This window comes from Microbacterium sp. BLY, from assembly GCF_017939615.1.
Taxonomy (GTDB): domain Bacteria; phylum Actinomycetota; class Actinomycetes; order Actinomycetales; family Microbacteriaceae; genus Microbacterium.
In genome coordinates this window covers 1,020,535-1,043,751 of the sequence record NZ_JAGKSR010000001.1, presented here as the reverse complement: position 1 = coordinate 1,043,751, position 23,217 = coordinate 1,020,535, and the positions used below count along the sequence as shown (strand labels likewise).

The window sequence follows — 23,217 nt, the reverse complement described above, 5'->3', positions numbered from 1 at the left end:
CGAGTTCAGGCCCCAGCGCACGCAAGAAGCCTGAACCGGCGCGGCCGCCTGCCTCAACGCACCCTGATGACGGGGAACGCGGGGTCGTCGGAGGTCGTGCGCACCGGGATCTGCAGTTGCGCCGTCTCGGCGGAGTCGAGCGGGAGCGTCCACCGGAGGCCGCGCGCCGTGCGCTCGATCTCCCCCACCGGCGGCACCGGCATCCCGACGTCCGCGAACGCGGTCAGATCGATGTCGACCACGGCCCGGCCGGCGGTCGCACCGGCGTTGACGACGTCAAGGACGACGAGGGTGTCGTCCTCGACCCCGGGCTGCGGCGACAGCTGCACGGAGTAGCCGATCGCGGACTTCGTGCGGACGGAGAAGCCCACCGGCGCGGTGATCGCGGAGACCTCCCCGTCGAGGACGGTCCGCGCCACCACCTCGTAGCTTCCCTGGGTCAGCGGGGCGCCGACACTCCAGGTCCCGTCGTCCCGCACGGTCACGAACCGGAGGAACGGGGTCAGCTCCCCGTCGCGGACCTGCACGCGCACCCGGGAGCCCGGGACGCCGGTGCCCGAGATCGTGGTCGTCGTGGCGGCGACCGTCGAGCCCGCCCTCGGGGTGAGGATGATCGGCGCGGGCGGGGACGTGCGGATGACGATCGGCGCCCGGGCGGCGCCGGCGGTGAGGGTGGCGGCCCCGGGCGCCGCATTCGCCGGGATCGGGAACACGGTCGCGAAGCGGCCCTGCGCATCGGTCCGCACCTCGGTGGTCGCCGCCCCCACGCGCAGCTCCACGGTGCTCCGGGCCGGGTGCCCGCTCCCGGTCACCCGGAACGGCTGTCCGGTGAACGCGATCCGGGAGTAGACCCCGACGGCGGGGACGGCGGTGCCGATCTGGGCGTCCATGAGCCCGGCGCCGACCCGGTCCGGGCCCTCGTCCGAGACCGCGTCGGCCGTGGCCCGGATGCGGCGCGTCACCTGGTCGGGGGTGAGCATCGGGTCTGCGGCGAGCAGCCTGGCGGCGAGTCCGGCGACGTGCGGGGAGGCCATGGAGGTGCCGGGCAGTGACGTGTAGATCGCCCCGTCGCCCTGACGCGTCGTCGAGGACCATGCGATGCCGGGGGCGGTGACGGTCACCATGCCGGCGCCGTAGTTGGAGAACCCGGCACGGACCACGGCACCGCTCGTCTCGTCCTGATCGGCGGCCGCGACCGAGATCACGTCCGGCAGACCGGCCGGCACCTTCCGGCACGAGGCGTCGACCGGCCGCGGCTCCGGGGCCCCGTCGTCGGGGCTGAGGACGTCGGAGGTCATCGTCGCCAGATCCTGGTTCTCGTTGCCCACGGCGGCGACGTTCACGACGCCCTGCGCGTGCGAGTAGGCGTAGGCGCGGCGGAGGGCTTCGAGGGCGGCGGACTGCGTGTCGGCGTCGGCGCACCACACGTACCAGGGGTCGACGTAGTAACTGTGGTTGACCACCGGGATGTGGTGCCGCACCGCCCACATCGTGGCGCAGATGCTGGCCTCCGGGTAGATGTGCCCGGCCTGGTTGTCGACCTTGATGGCGGCGATGCGGGCGTCCGGGGCCACGCCGCGGATGCCCGTGCCGTCGGCCGCGCCGGCGACGCTGCCGGCGACGTGGGTGCCGTGCGCTCCCGCGAACCCGGCACCCGGGTGCCAGGCCGCGGGGCGCGTGTCCGGGACGCCGTTGACGCCGCAGCCCGCCGAGAGCGCCGGGTCGATGCGGTCGACGAGATCCGGGTGGCCGGCGTCGACACCGTTGTCCGCGACACCCACGACGACACCGGCTCCGCCCGCGGTGGTGGCACCGAGCGCCACCATGTCCCACGCGGTCCCCTCGGCCGGCATCGATGCCGGTTCGTCCGTGACCCCGGCGGCGGAGACGGCGGGCTCCGGCAGGCGGTCGGGCGCGGTGGAGGTGCGGGTGGGCCCGACCGACTGCACTCCGGGGACGGCGCGGAGCGCGGCCGCGAAGCCCTGCTCGGGGGCGCGGGCGACGGTGACCCCGATCTCCGGGTACGAGATCAGCAGCGTGCCGCCGGCCTCCGCGATGGTCGGGCGGAGCGTCTCCTCGCTCGGGCCGTCGGGAGCGGTGTTGATCACCCAGTTCAGCGCGGGCGCCTCGGCGGCGACGGCCGCGGAGGGGATGACGGCCGATGGGACGGCCACGCCGAGCGCCGCGCCGACGGCCGCGGAGGGGATGACGGCCGATGGGACGGCCACGCCGAGCGCCGCGCCGATGGCGAGCGCGACGCCGATGCCGCGGGAGAGGGAACGACGGATCACAGCAGCCTGCCTTTCGCGGACGGCCCAGGGCCGTCGAATCGGGGTCCGAAGAAGAGGAGCGCGCAGAGCGCGATCGATTACGCGCGCAGATCGACGGTTCCGTTCGCGGCGGGATGCGGGAGACTGGAAGCATGGCGCTCGAACTCCTCCTGTCCCGCATCGTCGAGAGCGGTCTGCTCGAAGACCCCGTCGCGGAGAACGGCCTGGTCTACGGACGTGCGAGCCTGGACGCCGCCGGCACCGTCGTGAACGTGAACGTCGACCCCGAGCTCGAGGGCGACGAGAGCGAGGAGGACGTGGATCCGGAGGCCCTCGTGGCCGCGATCGCGCGGGTGCTCTCGATGAGCGAGAAGCGCTGGCGGGCGATCGTCGAGGAGGTGGCGCTCGACATCGAGGACGCGGTGGACGACGAGCCCGTGGTCGAGCAGATCGACCTGCGGGACGACCTGGAGGCGACGTCCGTGGTCGTGTTCGCCGACGCCGTGCTGCTCGCGTTCGTCGCGCCCAAGCAGTTCCCGGAGTCGCGCATCCTCGTGCAGCTCGACGAGGAGCTGGAGGTCGACGGCATCGAGGTGCGGGAGCCCGACGGCACCGAGGTCATCGACGTCGACACGCTCGACGAACTCCTGGATCTCATCAGCCGCGCCGACCGCGACTGACCCCGCGCGCACAGACGAACGCGCGGGTGCAGGCATCCCCAGCGGAATCAGCCTGCACCCGCGCGTTCGCCGGACTACCGGCTAGCGGGCGCTGCCGTAGTAGGTGACATCCGGGAAGGCGAAGCCGTCGCCGTTCCCGTTCCAGACACCGGTGAAGGTGATCACGACCGTCTCACCGGAGGCGAGGGGTCCCTTCCAGTCGATGCTGTCGCCACTCACCGTGACGGTGCCGCGGTCGGCGGTCACGCTCGACGGATCCCAGCTGGAGTCGTCGAGCACACCGGCCAGCGCGTACGCGATCTCCGCGTTCGCCGAGTCGATGTTGCCGTTGTTGCCGTACTCCATCCGGTACGTCACGGCCTGACCCGGCTGCGGGTCGGTCGGGTTCGAGTTGAACGTGTACTGGAAGAACTCGCGCTTGACGGTGTCGACGTCGGTGGCGCAGACGTTCGCCGCGTTGCCGGCGACCGCGCACGCCTGGTTGGTCAGCGCACCCGGCGGGGCCGACTGGTTGACCTTGGCGTTCACCTTCAGCGTGACCGACTGACCCGGGTCGAGCGTGCCGACCTCGGCGGTCACCGAGCGCCCGGCGGCGCTCACCGTCACACCGGACGGACCGCTGCCGGAGACGAAGTCGAGACCGGCCGGAAGCGGATCGCTGACGACGACGTTCGTGGCCGCACCGTCACCGGTGTTCTTCACGACGATGTCGTACGTCAGGTTCTGTCCGAGCGAGACGTCGCCCTGACCGTCGTCCTTGCTGATGGTCAGCACGGGCGCCGTCTTCTTGGAGATCGTCGTGTCGTCCCAGTCACACGCCTGGTTGGTCGAGGTGCCGACGGCGCAGGCGTTGTTGTGCAGGTTCCCGATCGGGGTGGCGGAGCCGACCGTCGCCTTCACGGTGATCGTCGAGGACGCACCGGGAGCGAGCGACGGGATCGTGCCCTGCACCCGCTGTCCGGTGACCGACACCTGTCCGGTCGCGCCGGCCGTGTACGACGCGGTGGCGCCGGTGAGGCCGGCGGGCAGGTCATCGCTCACGACGACGTTGTTCGCCGTCGCGTCACCCGTGTTGCGCACCACGATGTCGTACGACAGCTGGTCGCCGATCACGGCCGCATCCCGGTGGTCGTTCTTGTCGACGGCCAGCACGGGCTTGGTCGGCTTGTCCACGTCGATGTCGATGCTGTGCAGATCGCTGGGCACCTTGGTCCACAGCGGCACCAGTCCGACGAACGCGCCCTGGGAGCGCATCGTGACCCGGAACTCGACCTTGGAGACCGTGCCGTTGACCTGGACACTCCCGCTGCGCGCGGCGAAGTCGGTCGACGTGATGGTGGTCCCGGTGACCTTGAGGTTGCCCGACACGGCACTGAGGCTCACCCCCGCGGTGTTCAGCGTGTACTTCGCCGAGCTCCGCACGATGCCGCCGAGCGAGTAGACGTCGCCACCGAGGTTGGCGAGCTTGATCTTCGGGTTCTTGACCTGCTGACCGAAGTCGACGATGACGCTCCCGCGGACGCACTCGTACCCGTTCTTGCAGGGGTATCCCTCGTTCAGCCCGATCACGTTCAGGCCCGCCTCGCCGCCGTCGCGGACGGTGGCGAGGTTCACGACGTCGCCCGAGCTCTTGACCTGGATCTTGTCGGTGGTGGTGATGCGGGCGGTGCCGCCCGCCGCCGCGGCCGTCCGGGTGTCTCCCGACCCGGACCAGCCGTTGATGTCGACGGCCGAGGCCGCCGGGGCTGCCGCGAGGGCGCCCACCGCCATGGCGGCGAGCAACCCTCCCGTCAGTGTGCCTCGGAGAATGGATCTCTTCTTCACGTGATCGCTCCTACGTCGTCCGACGATCAGTTCTGGACCGACCGGCGCCGGACCAGCAGGGCTCCGGCCCCGCCGGCGGCGATGACACCGGCGCTCGCGAGTCCGACGGTCGGGTCGACCGCGGGCACCGGAGCCTGCTCGGCGAAGGTGTGGCTGTAGTTGTAGGTGTAGCGGAGGTCGTCGGTGAAGACGCCGCCGGTGTAGACCACCTTGGCGCTGTTGGTGATCTCCGGACCCCAGTACCCGTCGTCGACGGTGAAGCTCGCCATCGGCGTCACGATGCTGGTGCCACCGTCGTGGGCGACGTTGAAGGTCCAGACGACGTTCCCGCCGATGAGCTGGCCGCCGTAGGTCGCTGAGGTGAACGTGGTGTGCTCCGGCACGGGAAGGATCACCTTGTAGACGCCGTCGATCTGCTCGTCGTTCACGAGCTGGACGATCGCACCCTCCTTGATCTCCGAGCCCGGGGTCACGCCCGTGGCAGCCGTCTGGGTGGCGCGGCCGAGGTAGCCCCGGACCGAGACGGCCCCGTCGGTGCCCTCCGTGGTCTGGACCGACGACAGCCCGCTGGTCGACGAGGGGGAGTCCGGCGTGACCGGCTCTTCGGCGGCCGTCGCGCCTTGGGCGCCGAGGAGCGATGCCCCGGCGATCAGCAGGCCGACACCGGTGGCGCAGGCGGTCTTGACGATGCTCTTCATCTTGAGCCTCTTTCTTGATGTGGACACGACGAGCAGGGTGCTTCGCCGCGGATGAGACGGGAGGAGTGCTGGCCGATTACGCGCGGTCCCGACGGATATTCCGGCGCTGGGGCGCGCGCACGCCGATAATCAGGAGCATCACGATGAGCCCCACGACGTAGCCGAGCACGCCGACCACCGACCCCACGAACACGTGGCTCACCTTGTAGCCGGGGTCCAGGCCCCAGGTCTGCGTGGCCCAGCCGATGAGGACGAGACGGATGATGTTGACGGCGAAGACGATGCCCCACATGGCCGCGAGTCCCGCGAACAGCCGTTCCCAGGGCACGGCGGTGAACGCGAGGATCACCGCGGCCACGACCGTGAGCGGCAGCCCGACCAGCAGGGCCGTGCACTCGACGGTCACCTGCAGCGCGATCAGATCGTCGGTCGGGGTCCAGACGAGGTAGTGCTCGCCGATGGCGGCGCGCTGCCCCGACACGAACGGGGACAGCAGCCACGTCGTCACGACGGCCTCGAACGCGCGGAAGGCGGCGTTGACCTGGAGCAGGGCGGCACCCGCCGCGAGCATCAGCAGCGCCACGGCGACGCGGGCCACCCGGTGGGGGAGCGAGATGCGCGGCAGCCGGCGTGCCCGCAGGGCGGACGGGATCAGGTTCTCGGTGACAGCGCTCATCAGACCTCCACGGCGACGGATCCGTTGACGACGATGTGGGCCTCCGCGTTGCGTCGCGTCTTGGCCCACCCGTTCTTCCCCCGGACGATGCGCAGGAATGCCCGCGCGATGCAGATGTACATGTAATAGACGTAGAGCCAGACCCCGAGGCCCCATCCGAGCGCGGTCAGCCAGCTCACCTGGGGTTCACAGCGCGTCTTGTAGACGAATCCCCAGATGGCGAACGGGGCGACGGAGAAGGCGAACAGCAGGCCGATGACCCCGAGGAGGTCGCCGACCGCGACCTGGAACAGCTCGGGCTCCTCCAGCCAGTACCCCACCTGCGCTCCGAACAGGATCAGGAAGGCGAGCCCGCCGAGCATCTGGAGGAAGGGGAGCACGAGGTAGTACACGGTCTCGATGACCCCGGCGTTGTCGACGTACGGCGACTTCACCACCTCGCGGATGTACTTGACGCACTGGATGTTCCCCTGCGCCCAGCGCGTGCGCTGCGTGAGCAGGCGACGGATCGAGGGCAGGGCTTCCTGGTTGACGTGCGTGTCGTAGACATGGCGGACCTGGAAGCCCGCGAGCACGACATGGACGCCGAGCTCGTAATCCTCCAGCAGCGCGCCGTGCCAGGGTTCGCCGAACGTGTCGCCGATCGCGTCGAGGACGGAGAGCCGGGTGAACTGGCCGTTGCCGCCGAGGCCGACGGTCCCCGTCTTCGCCCGCAGCGACTGCATCGCGGCGATGGTGGTGCGGAACTCGAGGTCCTGCATGCGCAGCAGATAGCGCGCGAAGCGGTTCGCGAAGCGCCCGCCGTGCGGGACGGGGCGGGGATCGTCGCGGTTCTTCATCCAGACGGCGATCTGCGCGGCCCCCACGCTGTCGTCGCCGAAGATGTCGTCGGCCGAGCAGATCTCCAGCGCGTTGGGCTCCATCTCGCCGTCCGCGTCGATCACGACGATCACGACGCGGTCGTGGTCGGCGTCCGCGGGGAGCCACTCGAGGAGCTGATGGTAGGCGGCGTTGAGCGCGTCGCCCTTGCCGGTCCGGGCTTGGGGGCGGCGCCGCTGCACCAGGTGCACGCGTCCGTCGCCCTCGGCCCACCGGCTGACGATAGCGGCCGTGGCGTCTTCGCTGTCGTCGTCGATCACCCAGACGTGCGCGCCGGGGAAGTCCCTGCGGGCCCGCGAGATCGTGGTGTCGATCACCGCCTCCTCGTCCCGGCACGGGATGAAGAAGTGCCATTCGAAGGCCGCCGGATCCCCCGGTGTCGTCTTCGGGTAGCGGAGGAAGGGGACGAGGATGAGGATGACGTAGGTGACGAAGGCGACGCCGAGCAGGACGGTGAAGGCGTTGAGGAGCGGGAACATCAGGGCGTCCGTCCGGGGTCCTGTTCGTCCTCCGGCACGGCCGACCGGCGCAGCGGACCAGGGACCGGCTCGGCTCTGCGCAGCATCCGGGTCCGGACGAGGAGCCCGGCGCCCACGGCCAGGGCGATCCCGGCACCCAGGACCCAGGTGGTCATGGACGTCGGACCGGTGACCGCGAGGGCGCCCACCGTGGCGAGCGGGGTCGAGAGCGTGTGGCCGTACATCAGGACTCCTCCGTGCGGGGTTCGGCGACGCAGGCGCGGATGTGCGCTGCGATTCGTGCGGTGGCCCGGCCGTCTCCGAAGGGCGACGGCACCGTGGCCAGATGGGCGAGCGTGGGCTCGATGACGCGGAGCTGGGCGGAGGCCGCCGTGGCGAGCTCCTGCGGCGAGACGAGCGCGGTGAACGTTCCCAGGGCTTCGGGGCGCTCCGTCGAGTCCCGGACCACCAGGACCGGCCGGCCGATGACGGTGGCCTCCTCCTGGATGCCCCCGGAGTCCGAGACGAGGAGCGCCGCCTGCGCCGCCAGCGCGAGGAAGCGCTCGTAGGGAAGCGGCTCCTCGGCGATCAGGCCGTCGAGGAGGTCGGTCGCGTCGAGCGCGGTGAGCATCGCCCTCGTGCGCGGGTGCACGGGGAACACGACGGGCCATCCGGACTCCGCGATCGCGGCGAAAGCCCGCAGGGTCGCGAGCAGGTTCTCCGGGTCGTCGACGTTCTCCTGGCGATGGAGCGTCGCGAGCACGTACCCGGACGGGACGAGGCCGAGCCGGGCGAGCTCGTCGGCATCGCCCGACGCGTCCTCACGCTGCGCCCGCACGGCCTCCACCACGGGGTTGCCGGTGACGACGATGCGGTCGTCCTCGATCCCCTCCGCGAGCAGGTTCGCCCTGTTCGCCTCCGTGGCCGCGAACAGGTCGTCGGCGATGTGGTCGACCATCACCCTGTTGTGCTCCTCCGGCATCCGGCGGTCGTTCGCTCGCAGTCCGGCCTCGACGTGCCCGAGCCGCACCCCCGCCGCGTTCGCCGCGAGCGCGGCCGCGAACGTCGCGTTCGTGTCTCCCTGCACTACGACGTAGCGGGGTTCGAAGCGGCCGATGGCCTCCGCGATCTGCTCGGCCGCCCGACCGATTTGGGCGGCACGCGGGAGCCCGCCGACGTGGAGCTGGAGATCGACCCGCTCGATTCCGCACGAGCGGAGGAACACCCGCGACATTCCCGGGTCGTAGTGCTGGCCGGTGTGGACGACGAAGGCGGCGTCCCCGAGTTCGCGGACCAGCGGCGCGAGCTTGATGATCTCGGGACGGGTCCCGAAGACGATCATGACGGCGCCCTTCGGCAGGGACACGGACGATGCAGACGGCGAGAGGTGCATTTCTGGGTACTCCGATCAGCCCCCGGAGAATGCTCCCCCGTGGCTGACGCGATCAGTGGTTATCGGTGGGAGGAACGGCGCGCGGAGACGAGGAGGAGCACAGCCCCACCCGCCAGCAGCGCGAGCGCCGGAAGGACGGCGACCGGCGTGCCGCCGGTCTGCGCGAGGCCCGCGGCGGGTGCCCGGACGACCGTCGCCGCACAGGACCACTGCGCGTCGTCGGCGCAGACATGGGCGGCCGTCAGCGGCGGGAGCGCGGGGAGGGCCGACAGGTCGGCCGGGACGGCGATCCCCGCCTGCACCGCGGCAGCCTTCAGGCCCGCGGCCATCGTCTCGTCGTACGCGACGGTCGCGCGGTTGACGACCGTGCCCTCGGCGTCCGGCGGCACCTGCGCACGGAGGGTCAGCGTGGCCGACTGCCCGGGGAGGATCTCCGGGACGATCCAGCCGACGCGATCCTTCACCGCGACGCCTCCGGCCGAGGCGGCGATGAACCGCGCACCGTCCGGCAGGTCGTCGACGACCGGGATCAGCATCGCCGTCCCCGGGCCGTCGTTCGACACGGTGATCGTGTAATCGAGGATCGCCCCGGCGGACGCGGTCGTCTGCGCCACGGTCTTGTCGATCTCGAGCGAGGCGACAGCGCCGACCGCGGTCAGGGCGCACGCCTGCTGGGGGTCGTCCGGGCAGGGCGTGGCCACGGTCGGGGCCGGGGTCCCGGTGGGCGCGTCGGCGGGATTCTGCACGGTCGCACGGTTCACGAGCTGCGCCTCGGCCAGCCCTGCGGGCGTCCTCCCCGTCACATGGAGGACGACCTCGCCGCCGGCGGGGACCTCGGGAAGCATCCAGCGCACCTGCCCGTCCGCGACGACGCCGCCCTGATCTGCTGCGACGCCGGTCAGGCCAGCCGGGAGCAGGTCGGCGACGGGGACGTCCTTCGCGGCGGCGGTGCCGGCGTTACCGACGACCACCGTGTACGACAGCGGCTCGTCATGACCGGCGACCGGCCGATCGACACTCTTCGACAGGGTCAATGCCGGCATCGTGGCGACGGGCTCCGGGGCCGGGGGTGCCGGGGCCGGGGGTGCTGGAGGCGCGGGGGTCTCCGTAGCGGTGGCCGTCACCCCGAGGGCGTAGCCGTCCAGTCCGTTCGTCTGCTCCGCGGACAGCGCGAAACGAGCCATGTCGAACACGATCCGCGTGATCCCCGTGCCGGGCACGGTGAGGCTGCCGCATCCGCCCGGATTCGTTGCCGCGGAGCAGGAGATGCGCACGTCACCGCGCATGTAGCCGTCGCCGCCGTCCGTGAAGGTCGCGCCGTCCGAGACGACGGCGCGGGTGGCGCCGTCGTCGGCCGAGGCGAAGCGGATGCCGTCGGCGGAGGCCCATCCGGTGTCCGACCTCCCTGTCCCAGCCCCGAACTCGGCGAGGTGGATCGCCGGGTCGTCGACGGGACGGTCGAACGTGATCGTGAGCTGCCCCTCGCCGCAGCGCGGCGCGGACCCGCAGTCCGGAGTCGAGTGCACGATCAGCGTCGGGAGATCTTTCGCCGAGACGCCGTCGGCGTACATCGCATCGGTCCCGCTCCAGTCGCCGAGCGACTTTCCCTGTTCTCCGAAGATGCGCTCGCCGCCGGAGAGCGTCGCGGTCGCGATCGTGCCGTCCGCAAGGGTGAACGTCCCGGTGTGCGGGTCGACGATGGTGGCTTCTCCCTGCGCGGCGGCGGCGGGAGACCCCGTCGCGGCGACCCCCAGGGCGAGCAGCAGTCCGAGCATGAAGGCGCCCGATCGTTTCCTCATGGCGTGTGCTTTCCAATCTCGATCTCGACATCCGTGGCATCCGTGACGATGGCGGACGCGAACAGGACGGGGGCGTGACCGGATGATTACGCGCGGCCTCCAGATCAATCCAGGATGAGCACCTGGGCGGAGGACTGTCCGGATGTTCCGGCACCGTTGGACTGCGCGAAGCTCAGCGTCACGGACGTTCCCGGGGGGACCGGGAACGCGGCGACGGGGAAGCTCGTCCACCATCGCCCGTCGCTGCCGCAGACGCCGGCGGCGAGCGTGACGCCGAAGGCGGAGACGGCTAGGTCGGCGCCCGGTTCGCAGCCCACGGTGGCCGAGGCCAGCTGCGTGCGGGAGACCTGCGCGGGGATGTCGAGGAGGACCGGCGGGCTGGGCACGGCCGGCGCGGGTGCCGGTTCGGGCGCCGGCGGTGGCGACGGCGCAGGGGCGGGGGCGGCCGGCGGCGCGGAGGGCGCGGCCGGAGCGGGGGTCACGGGTGGGGCGGGCGGGGCCGACGGCGATGCCGTCGGGGTCGGCGTCGTCCACGTCACGACCTGCGCCGCCGCGGGCGGCGCGACCACGGCGGGGGCTCCCACCACCGTCACCGTGAGCGCCGCGGCGAGGGTCGTGGCCGCGACGCCGGCGGCGAGCCCCAGAGCCCCCTTGGCTGCGGCGAGGCCCGCCACGGGAGCGCCGACCGCGGGCGGCACCGGGGTCGCGCTCGCGACGAGCCCGGCGGTCGTGAACGACTGCCACACCTGCGCGCCGGCCCCCACTGTGATCCCGGCGGGAAAGAGGACGGAGAGCATGCGCGAACCGGCGTGGCGCGCTTCGGCGGCCTTCGCGCGGCACTCCGCGCACTCGTCGAGGTGGGCGTGGATGCGAGCGGTGTCGCGCGGTGTCAGGCGGCGGCGCGCGTGCGCCCCCAGCTTCCCGAGAGTCCACTGACACTCCCGTGAGGCCGGGGGACGCGCCGCGACGTGCGCGGTGATCCACGCCTGCCGCAGACCCTCCCTGGCCCGGAACGCGAGCACCGCGGCCGCGCGCTCGCTGATGTCGAGCCGCTGACCGATCTCGTGCATCGAGAGGTGCTCGACCTCCCCGAACCAGAGCACGTCCTGCCACCGCTCCGGCAGGGCGAGGATGGCCTGGGAGACGAGGGAGGCGTCGAAGTCGGCGTCCGCAGCGGCGTCCGTGGTGGAGGGATCCTCCACCGCCTCGATGTACTCGATCGGCACCTCGCGGCGCGACCGCCCCCAGCTGACCGCGAGGTTGCGCATGGTGGCGAAGAGGTACGGCTTGAAGGCCGCGGTCGGTCCCTTACCGGCCTGGATGGCCTGGAATATCCGGGTGAAGGCCTCCGCCACCAGGTCGTCCGCATCCGTGGACCACCAGTAGGTGCGGGCGACCGCGATCGCCGCCGGGGCGTACCGCTCCCACAGCTCCGCGTAGGCCTGCTGGTCGCCCTCTCGCACACGGCCGAGAAGGTCCGCATCGCGGGCCCGCTCCTCGTCTCTGCCCTCGTCACTCATACGGCTCCCGATCAGCGGTTCACGCGACGCGCGCGTCGCGTGGCTGCGAGTGCTCCTCCCGCCCCCAGCAGCAGCGCCCCGGCGAGCAGCGCCGCCGATGCCGGCTCGCCACCCGTCGTGGCCAGCGACCCGCCGGAGGCGACCGGCGTGCCGGGCTTCTCGGGCGTGTGCGGAGCCGGGGGCGGCGGCGTGACCGACACCGGATTCCTCACGGCGACGGTGACGGTCTCGTCGCCGACGGTGAACCGCTCCGGGCTGATCTCCGGGTCGCCCCAGGTGACACCCTCGACGGGCTCCGGCCGCCGCTCCCTGACCGTGACCTCGGCGCCGACGGGAAGCGCCGGGCTCGTCACGGGCGCGCCGGCCCGGAGGGTGAGCTCACCGGAACCGGCGGCGAAGCCGGGGCCGGCCGGGTACGAGTACTCCAGCACGTATCGCGTGTCGTCCGGCACCCGATCGACCGCGGCGGCCGGTCCGGTGAGGGTCTTGAGCGCGGTGAACGGACGCGTGCGCACGGTGGCGGTGTTCGTGAGCGTGACCTCGGTGCGGGCTCCGCCGACGATGACGAGCGTCGACGGCGAGAACTCGGGGGCGGCCCAGTCGATGTTCTCCGGGAGCCCGGCGAGCGATTCGGTCAGCGCGACGGTGCTTCCCGCAGGGATCTCCGGGCTCGTCCAGGTCTCACCCGCCTGCACCTCGAACGTGCCGGTCGTGTCATCGCGGCCGGGCGTGGAGACGACGTAGCCTCCCCGATAGGTGAGGTCGTCGAGCCCGGTGACGTCGCCCCGAACGGCCTTCGTGATGCTGAAGGTCCCCACGCGCGTGCCTGTGCCGGAGCCGGAGCCCCCGTGTCGGGTGACCTCCGCGGCGACGGTCGAAGACGTCGCGGTGCCCACCCGGATCTCCGCGGCATTGCGATACGTGCCGGCGGCCCCGCCGTCGGTCACGCGGGAGAGGTAGTGGACGTTGTAGAAGGAGCCCTCCCGCGCGGTGAAGCTGACCGTGGTCCCGTCGGCGGAGACCGTGTAGTCGGTGGCGGGTACCTCGACGACGGGTCCGGGGACCACCAGGCCGCTGGGAAGCGTCTGCAGGCCGTTCGCCACCCAGAGGGACGGGTAGCGCTCCCCCGTCGCGGACTCGCGGAGGAGCTCCTGGTCCGGCCCGATCGTGTCGGTGACGACGACCTCCTGGCCGGCGGCCATGCCCGTCGCGCCGGCCCCGACGGCGACATCCCAGGCGATGGTGTCGGAGGTGTTCTGGTACTCCCCGCTCTTGTAGTCGTTCCTCCCCTTGAACGCGCAGTCGGTCGTGCAGATGAAGGGGTCGGGCTTGACGTCGACGGAGGCCGTGACGTCACCGAAGTCGTACGTCACCGTCGTGGTCTCGGTCACCTCGGTCGTCACGGTCGCCCAGAACGAGAAGTCGCCGGACAGACCGAGCGGGTGCTCCTGGAGATACGTGCTGTCGAGGTCGCACACGAGCTGCGTCGCCGTCGTCACGCATCGTCCGACCTCGGCGCCGGCGGTGTCCAGGAGCGGGAACGCGTCCGGCAGACCACGGAGCCCGTCGGGGAGATCGACGACGAACCCGGCGGGCACGGCCGGATTGTCGGGCAGCGACCACGTCCCGGTCAGCTCCGTCTTCGTCCCGCTCGCGACCGCCTTCTGCGTGAAGGCGAGGGACTCGACGGTCGCGGTCGTGGCATAGGGCGGGGCGGCGGCGGCCGTCAGCGGGGTGAGCAGGGCGCCGATCAGTCCTCCGACGATCACGGCGGCGGCGGCGAGCCGGCGGGAGAGTCGGGCGCTCCGCCCTTCCGGGGGTCGGCCGGGTGCGGTGTGGGTCATGATGTGTTCCTCCGGTGACAGGCGTGCACGCGTCAGGGCACGGGCGAAGATGAGACGCGAAAACGCACCGTGCACTACGCGAGCAGCGCAGGATTCGCGGGCCGTCGACACCGCCCCTGCTCCTGTCTCCGAGCGAGGACGCGACGGCCGCGGTCAGCGACAGTACCCGGGGTCCGCGCGATCACTCCCGTTCCGGGCCACGTGTATATCGGCGTACCGGAATGGGTTCTCACCGCGGCGAGAGAGGGCAGCGAGTGAGTGCGGCGGGCCGGGGGAGCAGCCCGCCGCACGAGGGGATCGATTCCCCGGCGTCATCGGGGAGGGGTCCCGCCGACGCCGAGATCGCGGAGACCGTGCGCACTCTCGTACCCGGCCTCGACCCTCGGGAACAGGACGGGGTGGCGCCCCGGGCATTACGCGCCGAGGGTCAGGAACATCGCGCCGCCCGCCGGATAGGCTCGGAGGCGTGCCGATCGCTCCCTCCGCCTCCCCCGCCACCGCTGCCGACGACCTGCGCCGCCTCGCCGACGCCCTGCGCACCTCCGCGCCCCTGACCTGGGTCATCACCGGCGACTCGATCACGCACGGCCTCGTGCATACGCAGGGCGGGCGCAGCTACCCGGAGCACCTCCACGAGCTGATCCGCGGCGAGCTCGAGCGGGTGCGCGACATCGTCGTCAACACGGCGATCAGCGGCAACCGCATCGTCGACATCCTGGACGACTGGGAGCGCCGCGTCGGCGCCTGGCAGCCGGACGTCGTGACGCTGATGATCGGCACCAACGACGCCTCCGACGGCGGCCCGCGCCCGGTCATCTCACCGGACGACTACGCCGCCTCGCTGCACGACTTCGTGCGCCGGGTGCGTGCGCAGGGGGCGATCCCCGTGCTGCAGACGCCACCCGCCATCGACGTGCGCAATGCGCCAGAGCGGGCACGGATCGACGCCTTCGCGGAGGCCGTCCGCCGGGTCGCGGGCGAAGACGACGTGATCCTCGTCGACCAGCACGCGCACTTCGCGGAGCTCGGCAACGGTGGCGTGCCGTGGGGCCTCATGAACGACCCCTTCCATCCCAGCGCGGCCGGGCACGCCGCCCTCGCTGTCGAGCTCGCCCGCGTGCTCGGCATCGCGCCGGAAGGACCGCGCGCCCGCACGATCCCCCTCCTCGAGGGCATCGTGGGCACGGCGCGCGTGTTCGGCTGAGCCGTCCGCGCCCGACGACCCCGCGGGCGCCCCCCCTGGACGACGTGACGACCGCGCAGTAGGTTGAGCGCATTCGCATACCGACAGTGAGGTGGGGGCATGTCACACGTCGTCGCAACCGGGGCCGGCAAGGCCATGATGGAACGTCGGAACGACCCGACGCACGAGTACATCCTGCGGCTCACCGGCAAGGAACGCCCTCGGGTCCTGTTCGTCGGCACCGCGACCGGTGACGATCCGGCGTACATCGTCAGCTTCTACGCCACCTACGACTCTGACCGCTGCGCCCCGCATCATCTGCCGCTCTTCCACCGGGCGGTGGACGACCTCGCCGGGTTCGTGCAGGGCTTCGACGTGATCCACGTCGGCGGCGGCAACACCGCCAACATGCTCGACGTCTGGAAGCGTCAGGGCCTCGACGAGATCATGCGCGAGATGTGGGAGGACCCCTCATCGAACGTCGTGTTCACGGGCGGCAGCGCCGGCGGCATCTGCTGGTTCGACGGTGGCACGACCGACAGCTACGGCCCGACGCTGCAGGTGCTGCCGGAGGGCCTCGGCTTCCTGCACGGCAGCTTCTGCCCCCACTACGACGCCGAGGATCAGCGCCGGCCCCTCTTCCACTCCGCGCTCCTCAGCGGCGAGCTCTCGACCGGCTACGCGGTCGGCAACTTGCAGTCGCTGCACTTCGAGAACGGCGAGTTCGTCACCGCGATCAGTCCGGTGGAAGACCCGCTGGCCCTCCGCGTCGAGGCGGTCGACGGGAAGATCGTCGAGACCGAGCTGCCCGTACAGGTCCTCACCGGATCCGCGCCGATCGTGCCGGGACCGTCGTCGTGAACGACAGCGTCTGGATCCTCGTCGCCGAGCTCATCGTCGTCGTCCTGGCGATCTTCATGGGCACCCGCACGAGCGGGATCGGCCTCGGCGTGTGGGGTCTCGTCGGCGTCGCGGTGCTCGTCTTCGTCTTCGGGGAAGCCCCGGGCAACGCTCCCGTCGACGCCGTGTTCATCGTCATCACCGTCATCACCGCGGCCTCGACCATGCAGGCCGCGGGCGGTATCGACTGGATGGTGTCGGTGGCGGCGAAGGTCATCCGCAGACGGCCGAAGTCGGTGGTGTTCCTCGCACCGGCCATGTCGTTCCTCTTCACGGTCGGCGCGGGGACGGGCAACATCTTCTATCCGCTGCTGCCGGTGATCTACGACGTCTCCTACCAGCAGAAGATCCGGCCCGAGCGGGCGCTCTCGGTCTCCGCCGTCGCCTCGCAGGTCGGCATCCTCTGCTCGCCGGTCTCCGCGGCCACCGCCTCGATGGTGGTGCTGCTCGCCCCGCAGGGCGTGGACCTCGGCGGTCTGCTCCTCATCATGTGGCCGGCCTCGATCGCCGGTCTCCTCGTCGCGGCGCTGGTGATGATGCGCCACGGCAAGGACCTCGACGACGACCCCGAGTACCAGAAGCGTCTGGCGGAGGGACAGATCAAGCCGCCGGTCGTCGACGCGCACGAGAACAAGCTCCCGCCGACCGCCGTGCTCTCCGCCTCGCTGTTCCTCGCCGGCGTCGCGGTGATCGTCCTCTTCGGCCTGTTCGAGAACCTCCGTCCGGTGATCGGCACCGACGACGACGGCGACCCGCTGCGCCTCAGCGTCACGGTGATCATCGAGGTCGTCATGGGCATCATCGCCGCGCTGATCTTCGTGTTCTGCAAGGTGAAGGCCGCCGACGTGCCGAAGCAGTCGACCTTCCCCGCCGGCATCGTCGGCGCCATCGCCCTGTTCGGCATCGCCTGGCTCGCCAACACGTTCGTCGCCGCCAACCAGACCCTCATCGTCGACGGGCTCGGCTCCGTGGTCTCCGGGTCGTCCGCGTTCCTCGGCGCGCTGCTGTTTGCGCTCGCCCTGTTCGCGGTCGCCATGCTCACCACCAGCCAATCGAGTGCCACGAACGCCATCGTTCCGATCGGCATCACGATCGGCCTCCCCGCACCCCTGCTCGTCGGGCTGTGGCCCGCGGCGATGGGCATCTACACGCTGCCCGCCAACGGCAGCCAGGTGGCGACCGTCGCGTTCGATCAGACCGGGACGACGAAGATGGGCCGGTTCGTCATCGACCACTCGTTCCAGCTGCCGAACCTCCTCTATGTGGGCACCGCCATCGTGGTCGGGGTGACGCTCTCGTTCCTGTTCTCGTGACATGACCGACGCCGTCGACCGGTCAGCGCTGCGGCAGTTCCTGCTGGGACTGGCCCAGGGCATGAACGCCTCGGCGGAATCCGTGGACCGCATCGGCGAGACGATCGCCGAGATCGCGGCCGCCTACGACGGCGCCGACATCGACTTCGTCGTCCTGCCGACCATCATCATCGTGGAGACCGGGGACGGGGAGGAGGAACGGGTCGCCTTCCGATCTGTGACGACGGCCTCGTTCCGCTTCGACCAGATCGCCGCGCTCTACGACCTCATCGCGCAGGCCCGCACCGGCACCGTGGACCCGCTCGACGGCATCCGGCGGCTCAACGAGATCGGCGCGATGCGTCCACGGCTCGGCTGGTTCACCCGCACGCTCGGCCACGCCATCCTCACCACCGGACTCGCACTGCTGCTCGCCCCCACCTGGCAGGGGGCGCTCATCGCGTTCGGCCTCGGCTTCGGGATCGGTCTGCTCAAACTCGTCCGGTCGCCCACCCTGCAGCTCATCATGCCGATCGCCGCGGCCTTCGTGTGCGCCACGGCCGTGTTCCTCCTCGCGGAGGTGGTCGAGATCGGCGACCCCATCCGGCTGCTCATCGCCCCGCTCGCCACCTTCCTGCCCGGCGGTGTGCTCACCACCGCGACCGTCGAGCTCGCCGCCGGGCAGATGATCTCCGGCGCCTCCCGCCTCATCTACGGCTTCGTCCAGCTGGCGCTCCTCGCGTTCGGCATCCTCGCCGCCGGCGCCGTCGTGGGCGTCTCGTCCCGCTCGTACCAGCCCCTCGACGCGTCGTCGTTCCTGCCGTGGTGGGTCGCGCTGCTCGGGATCCTCGTCTTCGCGCTCGGCAACTACCTGCACTTCTCCGCGCCCCCGTCCACCTTCGGCTGGGTGCTGCTCGCGCTGGTCGTCGCCTACGTCGGCCAGTGGGCGGGGGCGAAGTTCATCGACCCGACGGTCGGCGGCTTCATCGGTGCGGTCTCCGTCACCCCGGTCGTGTTCTGGGTGGCCGGACTGCGGCACGGCCCGCCCTCGCAGCTCACGTTCCTCCCGGCCTTCTGGCTGCTGGTGCCGGGAGCCGCAGGACTGGTCGGGCTGACCGAGGCCTTCGCGACCGGCAACGGCCTCGCGGACTTCACCACCGCCCTGGTGTCCGTCATGTCGATCGCCCTCGGGGTGCTCATCGGCACCGCCCTCTACCGCGTGGTGCACCACGGCGCGGAGGAGATCGTCCAGTTCGTCGTCGCCCCGCCACCCGCCGCGGACGCCGAGCCCGCGCCGACGCTCTGGCAGCGCCTCTCCGCGCCCCTGCGCCGCCTGCGCCGGCGCTAGCGGTCCGCCTCACGACGAGGACGGTCAGGACCCCGTCCCGGCAGGGAGGCACGGACCCCGCGCCGCGGAGGCGACGCGGGGTCCGGTCTCCGGTCAGAGCGTGGCGAGGATGTCCGTCATCTCCGCGATCTCGGCCGTCTGGGCATCGACGATGTCCTGTGCGAGCGCCACGGCGTCGGCGTTCTCGCCGTCCGCGATCTGCGCTTCGGCCATCTCGACCGCGCCCTCGTGGTGCACGATCATCTGCTCCAGGAACAGCCGCGACGCCTCCGGCCCCGCCGCGGCCTCGAGCGCGGCGAGATCGTCGTCGCTCATCATGCCGTCGCCGTGGTCCATCGCGCCGGAGTCGCCCGGCTCCGCACCCCACTCCTCGAGCCAGCCCTGGAGCTGCTCGATCTCGGGGCCCTGCGCGGCGGTGATCCGCTCGGCGAGATCGGCGACCCGTGGGTCGACACCCTCCTTCGCGAGCACGATGTCCGACATCTCGACGGCCTGCTCGTGGTGCACGATCATCATCGACGCGAACATGACGTCGGCCTCGTTCGCTCCGGCCAGCGGAGCGTCCGAGGAGGAGTGGTCCATGCCGGAGTGGTCGGCGGGGCCAGCCGGTTCGGCGCCGCTGCATCCGGCGAGCGCGAGGGTGCCGGCGAGCGCGAGCGCGGCCAGCGCAGTGGTTCGGTTCTTCATCTCTGTCTCTTCTCTGTCAGTCGGGAGGGCGGCCGCGGTCGCGGCGCCCGGGCGCGCGGGCACGCTGTCAGGTGCGACTGATGCAGAGGACGTGGAGGGAGGGAGGACGGGGAGGCGCCGTCGCGGCGGCGCGGGGCGAGCGGCGCCGGCGGCCCACCGGGTCGAAGACGACGGAGCCGGGGTGCCGCAGGAGGAGGAGCAGGCCGCCGAGCAGCGCGAGGACGCAGGCGGCCCCTCCCCCGTCCGTCGGGTCGGCGGGGGCGACGGAGGCCGCGTCGGCGCCCGCCTGCGGATGGGCGACGGCCGGATGGGCGACCGGGGAGGGCGCGGGCACAGAGACGGATGTCGACACTCCGTGACCGCCCGTCGCGTGCCCGCCGGTGCCGTGCGTGTCCAGGGCGTGCATGCCCAGGAGCCCGAGCAGGACGCCGCCCACGAGGACGACCGCGAGCAGCGCCCCCTGGAGCATGCGTCGGCCGGCCATGCCCCCACCTTACCCCCTGGGGGTATTCGGGAAGAGTCAGCGCGCGACGCCGGCCCGGCGCAGCAGACGCCGCACGGCGACCACGATCCCCGCGATGCCGAGCTCGCCCGCCACGCGTCCCAGCAGGGTGGCGAGGAGGATCGGCGGGGTCAGGTGCTCCGGGGAGAAGACCGGCAGCGCGACGAAGAACAGCACCACGCCGGTCACCGCTCCGGCCGCGAGGATCCGGGCCGCCGAGACGGGGGCGTCGCGCCGGAGGGGCAGCGCGAGATCCAGCACGACGCCGCCGAGGACGAGCGGCACCACACCGAGCAGCCCGATCGGCGACACCGCGACGGTCAGCACCCCGGTCACGAATGCGGCGAGCGCTGCCGTGCCGGGGACGCGGGTGACGACCCGTGCGAGGAAGGGCAGCGCCGTGTGCACGGCGGCGACGAGCGCGTACACCGGAGGCGAGACGGCTGCCAGCACGCTCGTCGCGGGCACGACGGCCAGGAAGACGAGGGCCTGCACGGCCCCTAGCGCGGCGCCGATCAGCAGCGCGCTCGTCGGCACGCGACGGGCTGCAGGCGATGAGGGACCACTCACTCGTCCGAGCATAGATCCGCGCCGACACGGACGACGTCACCGTCCCCGGGTTCAGGCATTTCGGAATATCGTATGGGAGAGGGGATGCGGACCTGGGGAGGGACGATGCCGACTTCCGGCGCGCATGGGGACAAGAGGTTGCCGCGGGTGTCCGCGCACGTCATCGGACGACCGCGGCTGAATGCACTGCTGGACGAGGGCGCTCCGCTGACCCTGATCCGCGGCGCCTCCGGCTCGGGCAAGACCACCGCCCTGGTCGGCTGGGCGTTCACCTGTTCCGCCCGCGTCGTGTGGCTGACCGTGAGCTCCGCGATGACGACGCGCACCGGCCTGGCCACCGCCCTGCTGCGCGCGCTCGCCTCCGCCGACGAGACCGCGCCCTCCGAGGCCGGCCCCTCCGCGGACGAGGCGTGGGCCGCCGTCGCCGCGCGCCTCTGCGAGAGCCGGGAGCCGCTCGTCATCGTGCTCGACGACGCCGCCGGACTGGAACGGGACGCCGTGTTCGCCCTGTGCCGCACGATCGTGACACCCCCGGAGGTCCGTCTCGTCGTCGCGACGAACCGGCCCAGCCCGTTCGACAGCGACGGACTCGACCTCGTGATCGACACCACCGTGATCTCCCCCGCCGATCTCGCGTTCGACACCACCGAGATCCGCCGCGCCCTCGACGTCGACGAGGAGACCGCGATCGCGGTCCGCGAGGCCACCGGGGGCTTCGCCGCTGTCGTGCGGGCCATCGCCCTCCGCGGAGACCATCCCGCGGGCAGCCCGATCCTGGAGGACGCGGTCACCGCGGTCGAGGCCTACTTCCGCGGCCGCATCGAGAGGAGCGACTTCGGCGAGGGGGTCCTCGAAGCTCTCGTCCGGATCAGCATCGCCGACAGCGTCGACCTGCCGCTGGCACAGGCACTGAGCAGCGACCCGCACATCGCCGCCGCCCTCGACGAAGCCGAGACCTTCGGGTTCGGACGGTGGTCGGCCGACGGCGGCGAACGGATCTTCACGATCGCACCCTCCGCCCGCGCCCTGCTGCGGAAGGAGCTCGCGCGGCGGTACCCCGCCGAGATCCGGATGCTCCGTCGCCTCGCGATCGAGGGCGCACTCCGCCGCGACGCCCCGTTCGAAGGCCTGCGCCTGGCGATGGAAGAGGATGACCTCCCCCTCGCCGCCCACGTCATCATGTCCGGCTGGAGCCACCTCCTCGACCACGACGGGCGTGCCGTGGTCGCGCTCCTCGGCGACCTGCCCCTGGCGCGCCTCAAGCAGGAGCCGCTCGTCGCGATGCTCCTCGGAATCTGCCTCAACGCCAACCGCCTCCGTCGCATCCGGGGCCTCCAGCTGCTGCGGATGGCGGTGTCCGCCGCGAACGCGCGCCGCAGCACGCTCTCCCCCACCGAGCGCATCTTCATCTGGACCGCGGAGAGCGCCGCTCTGCGCGTGATCGGCATGCCGGACCGTGCCGGGCAGGTCGCCGCCCGGGCCCTGGCCCTGTTCACCGAGACCCCGGAAGCCCAGTGGCAGCAGTACGCCACCGAGATGCCGCTGCTGTGCGCGCACCTCGGGATCTCCCTCTACTACGGCGGCCGACGCGATCAGGCCCTGCGCCTCTTCGACGAAGCCGCCGCCCTCGCCGCGTCGCAGGGCACCGGCAACGCGTTCCATGCCATCAGCCTCCTCAGCGGCATCCACGCCCTGAACGGCGACATCCCGGAAGCCCGCCACCACGTGGAACTGATCCGCTCCGGTTCGTGGGACCCCGCCCTGCTCGACGGCTACCGCGGCACCTTCTACCGGGTCGCGGAGGCGATGCTCGCGGTCGAGGACGGCGACCTCGCCGCCGCCAAGCAGCACGTGCGCGCCTTCCTCCCGCACCGGGCGACCAGCGAGCACTGGACGACGATGGCGACGGTCGAGGCGTGGATCGCCCTGCACGACGGCGATGCCGCGGGCGGCCTGGAGCGGCTCGAGTCGTTCGCGCGCATGCGGGGCCGCGAAGCCGGCACCACGCACGCCCGACAGGCGCTGTTCCGCCCGCGAGCCCTGCTCCACCTGGCCCTCGGCGACGTGAGCACCGCGCGCAGCACGAAGCAGCGCGACGCGCCCTCCGACCGCTTCAGCACGATCCTGGAACGGGCGCGCCTCGCGCTCCTCGACGGACGCGCCCCGGACGCGGTCCGCCTGCTCACCCAGACGCGGCTGGAGCCGTCGACGTCCCGCGAGCGGGCGGAGGCCGCTGCGGTGCAGAGCGCTGCGCTGCACCGCGTGACGCCCGCGGCCGCGCAACGGGCGACGGACGCACTGAGCGCGCAGCTCGCCGATCGCGAGCTGCGCACGCCGCTCGCGCTGCTCAGCGCCGAGGACTTCGCCGCGGTGCGCGCCGACCTCGCGCCCGTCGGGGGCGCGCCGCTGCCCACCCGCGCCGCTCTGCCGTCGCTCGCGACCCGGCCACGGCTGTCGTCCCGGGAGCAGGTGGTCCTCCACGCACTCACGACCGGGGCACCCCTGCCCGAGATCGCGGCGGACCTCCGGGTGTCGCTCAACACGCTGAAGACCCAGCTGCGCAGCATCTACCGCAAGCTCGACGCCGCCAACCGCACGGAAGCCCTGGAGCAGGCCGCCCGGCACGGGCTCCTCCCCGAATAGGACGCAGAGAGGCCCCGCCCGTCAGAGGTGACGGGCGGGGCCTCTCGCCGG

At 71.9% G+C, this 23,217-nt stretch carries 19 protein-coding genes; 6 read left to right on the top strand and 13 right to left on the bottom strand.

Going from position 1 to position 23,217, the window contains the following annotated elements; all coding sequences use genetic code 11:
* Positions 1–53: 53 nt before the first annotated feature.
* A complete protein-coding gene (locus KAF39_RS05300; RefSeq protein ID WP_210676284.1) occupies positions 54–2,291 on the bottom strand; it encodes a S8 family serine peptidase in 2,238 nt (745 codons plus the stop codon).
* A 131-nt stretch (positions 2,292–2,422) separates the two neighbouring features.
* On the opposite strand from KAF39_RS05300, the gene KAF39_RS05295 reads away from it, so the two are divergent.
* A complete protein-coding gene (locus KAF39_RS05295; RefSeq protein WP_246878238.1) occupies positions 2,423–2,950 on the top strand; it encodes a cytochrome C5 in 528 nt (175 codons plus the stop codon).
* Positions 2,951–3,031: 81 nt separating this feature from the next.
* Here KAF39_RS05295 and KAF39_RS05290 read toward each other — a convergent pair whose 3' ends face one another.
* The 9 genes from KAF39_RS05290 to KAF39_RS05250 form a co-directional block, all read right to left on the bottom strand.
* Entirely contained in the window at positions 3,032–4,774 is a 1,743-nt protein-coding gene (locus tag KAF39_RS05290; protein ID WP_210676282.1) for a DUF11 domain-containing protein, read from the bottom strand.
* 26 nt (positions 4,775–4,800) lie between these two features.
* The gene (locus KAF39_RS05285; protein ID WP_210676281.1) at positions 4,801–5,472 is read right to left on the bottom strand and encodes a hypothetical protein; all 672 of its coding nucleotides are present in this window, start codon (positions 5,470–5,472) and stop codon (positions 4,801–4,803) included.
* 76 nt (positions 5,473–5,548) lie between these two features.
* The gene (locus KAF39_RS05280; protein ID WP_210676280.1) at positions 5,549–6,148 is read right to left on the bottom strand and encodes an exosortase/archaeosortase family protein; all 600 of its coding nucleotides are present in this window, start codon (positions 6,146–6,148) and stop codon (positions 5,549–5,551) included.
* Positions 6,148–7,506, bottom strand: a complete 1,359-nt coding sequence (locus tag KAF39_RS05275) for a glycosyltransferase (protein WP_210676279.1) — start codon at positions 7,504–7,506, stop codon at positions 6,148–6,150. The genes KAF39_RS05280 and KAF39_RS05275 overlap by 1 nt, the downstream gene beginning before the upstream one ends.
* Complete coding sequence (locus tag KAF39_RS05270; RefSeq protein WP_210676278.1) at positions 7,506–7,730, bottom strand: hypothetical protein; 225 nt, start codon at positions 7,728–7,730, stop codon at positions 7,506–7,508. The genes KAF39_RS05275 and KAF39_RS05270 overlap by 1 nt, the downstream gene beginning before the upstream one ends.
* A complete protein-coding gene (wecB, locus tag KAF39_RS05265; protein WP_307805087.1) occupies positions 7,730–8,851 on the bottom strand; it encodes a non-hydrolyzing UDP-N-acetylglucosamine 2-epimerase in 1,122 nt (373 codons plus the stop codon). The genes KAF39_RS05270 and wecB overlap by 1 nt, the downstream gene beginning before the upstream one ends.
* Before the next feature lie 86 nt (positions 8,852–8,937).
* The gene (locus KAF39_RS05260; protein WP_210676276.1) at positions 8,938–10,677 is read right to left on the bottom strand and encodes a DUF11 domain-containing protein; all 1,740 of its coding nucleotides are present in this window, start codon (positions 10,675–10,677) and stop codon (positions 8,938–8,940) included.
* Positions 10,678–10,781: 104 nt separating this feature from the next.
* Positions 10,782–12,197, bottom strand: a complete 1,416-nt coding sequence (locus KAF39_RS05255) for a sigma-70 family RNA polymerase sigma factor (protein ID WP_210676275.1) — start codon at positions 12,195–12,197, stop codon at positions 10,782–10,784.
* 11 nt (positions 12,198–12,208) lie between these two features.
* Positions 12,209–14,041 (bottom strand): DUF5979 domain-containing protein, encoded by a 1,833-nt coding sequence (locus tag KAF39_RS05250; RefSeq protein WP_210676274.1) that lies wholly within the window; start codon positions 14,039–14,041, stop codon positions 12,209–12,211.
* Positions 14,042–14,507: 466 nt separating this feature from the next.
* Between KAF39_RS05250 and KAF39_RS05245 the strand changes: the two genes are divergently transcribed.
* From KAF39_RS05245 to KAF39_RS05230, 4 genes are all read left to right on the top strand, one after another.
* Positions 14,508–15,245 carry an SGNH/GDSL hydrolase family protein gene (locus tag KAF39_RS05245; protein WP_210676273.1) on the top strand — a complete coding sequence of 246 codons (738 nt, stop codon included), beginning with the start codon at positions 14,508–14,510 and terminating at the stop codon, positions 15,243–15,245.
* A 99-nt stretch (positions 15,246–15,344) separates the two neighbouring features.
* Positions 15,345–16,085 (top strand): peptidase E, encoded by a 741-nt coding sequence (locus tag KAF39_RS05240; protein WP_210676272.1) that lies wholly within the window; start codon positions 15,345–15,347, stop codon positions 16,083–16,085.
* Positions 16,082–17,437 carry an anaerobic C4-dicarboxylate transporter family protein gene (locus tag KAF39_RS05235; RefSeq protein WP_210676271.1) on the top strand — a complete coding sequence of 452 codons (1,356 nt, stop codon included), beginning with the start codon at positions 16,082–16,084 and terminating at the stop codon, positions 17,435–17,437. Before KAF39_RS05240 ends, KAF39_RS05235 begins: the two co-directional genes overlap by 4 nt.
* A 1-nt stretch (position 17,438) precedes the next feature.
* On the top strand, positions 17,439–18,764 hold the full coding sequence (locus KAF39_RS05230; RefSeq protein WP_210676270.1) for a threonine/serine exporter ThrE family protein: 1,326 nt from the start codon (positions 17,439–17,441) through the stop codon (positions 18,762–18,764).
* Positions 18,765–18,857: 93 nt separating this feature from the next.
* Here KAF39_RS05230 and KAF39_RS05225 read toward each other — a convergent pair whose 3' ends face one another.
* From KAF39_RS05225 to KAF39_RS05215, 3 genes are all read right to left on the bottom strand, one after another.
* Positions 18,858–19,451, bottom strand: coding sequence for a DUF305 domain-containing protein (locus KAF39_RS05225; RefSeq protein ID WP_210676269.1), 594 nt, complete (start codon positions 19,449–19,451; stop codon positions 18,858–18,860).
* Between the two features lie 67 nt (positions 19,452–19,518).
* Positions 19,519–19,935 (bottom strand): DUF6153 family protein, encoded by a 417-nt coding sequence (locus tag KAF39_RS05220; protein ID WP_210676268.1) that lies wholly within the window; start codon positions 19,933–19,935, stop codon positions 19,519–19,521.
* Between the two features lie 36 nt (positions 19,936–19,971).
* Positions 19,972–20,523, bottom strand: coding sequence for an ECF transporter S component (locus tag KAF39_RS05215; RefSeq protein ID WP_210676267.1), 552 nt, complete (start codon positions 20,521–20,523; stop codon positions 19,972–19,974).
* A gap of 147 nt (positions 20,524–20,670) precedes the next feature.
* Here KAF39_RS05215 and KAF39_RS05210 point away from each other — a divergent pair, with 147 nt between their 5' ends.
* Positions 20,671–23,166: a LuxR C-terminal-related transcriptional regulator gene (locus KAF39_RS05210; protein ID WP_210676266.1), complete on the top strand. Its 2,496-nt coding sequence runs from the start codon at positions 20,671–20,673 to the stop codon at positions 23,164–23,166.
* Positions 23,167–23,217 lie beyond the last annotated feature (51 nt).

Excerpts from the sequence above, each read along its gene's own strand:
- KAF39_RS05295 (WP_246878238.1), top strand. The coding sequence starts at position 2,423 with ATGGCGCTCGAACTCCTCCTGTCCCGCATCGTCGAGAGCGGTCTGCTC.
- KAF39_RS05285 (WP_210676281.1), bottom strand. The coding sequence starts at position 5,472 with ATGAAGAGCATCGTCAAGACCGCCTGCGCCACCGGTGTCGGCCTGCTG.
- KAF39_RS05280 (WP_210676280.1), bottom strand. The coding sequence starts at position 6,148 with ATGAGCGCTGTCACCGAGAACCTGATCCCGTCCGCCCTGCGGGCACGC.
- KAF39_RS05275 (WP_210676279.1), bottom strand. The coding sequence starts at position 7,506 with ATGTTCCCGCTCCTCAACGCCTTCACCGTCCTGCTCGGCGTCGCCTTC.
- KAF39_RS05270 (WP_210676278.1), bottom strand. The coding sequence starts at position 7,730 with ATGTACGGCCACACGCTCTCGACCCCGCTCGCCACGGTGGGCGCCCTC.
- KAF39_RS05260 (WP_210676276.1), bottom strand. The coding sequence starts at position 10,677 with ATGAGGAAACGATCGGGCGCCTTCATGCTCGGACTGCTGCTCGCCCTG.
- KAF39_RS05255 (WP_210676275.1), bottom strand. The coding sequence starts at position 12,197 with ATGAGTGACGAGGGCAGAGACGAGGAGCGGGCCCGCGATGCGGACCTT.
- KAF39_RS05250 (WP_210676274.1), bottom strand. The coding sequence starts at position 14,041 with ATGACCCACACCGCACCCGGCCGACCCCCGGAAGGGCGGAGCGCCCGA.
- KAF39_RS05240 (WP_210676272.1), top strand. The coding sequence starts at position 15,345 with ATGTCACACGTCGTCGCAACCGGGGCCGGCAAGGCCATGATGGAACGT.
- KAF39_RS05230 (WP_210676270.1), top strand. The coding sequence starts at position 17,439 with ATGACCGACGCCGTCGACCGGTCAGCGCTGCGGCAGTTCCTGCTGGGA.
- KAF39_RS05225 (WP_210676269.1), bottom strand. The coding sequence starts at position 19,451 with ATGAAGAACCGAACCACTGCGCTGGCCGCGCTCGCGCTCGCCGGCACC.
- KAF39_RS05220 (WP_210676268.1), bottom strand. The coding sequence starts at position 19,935 with ATGGCCGGCCGACGCATGCTCCAGGGGGCGCTGCTCGCGGTCGTCCTC.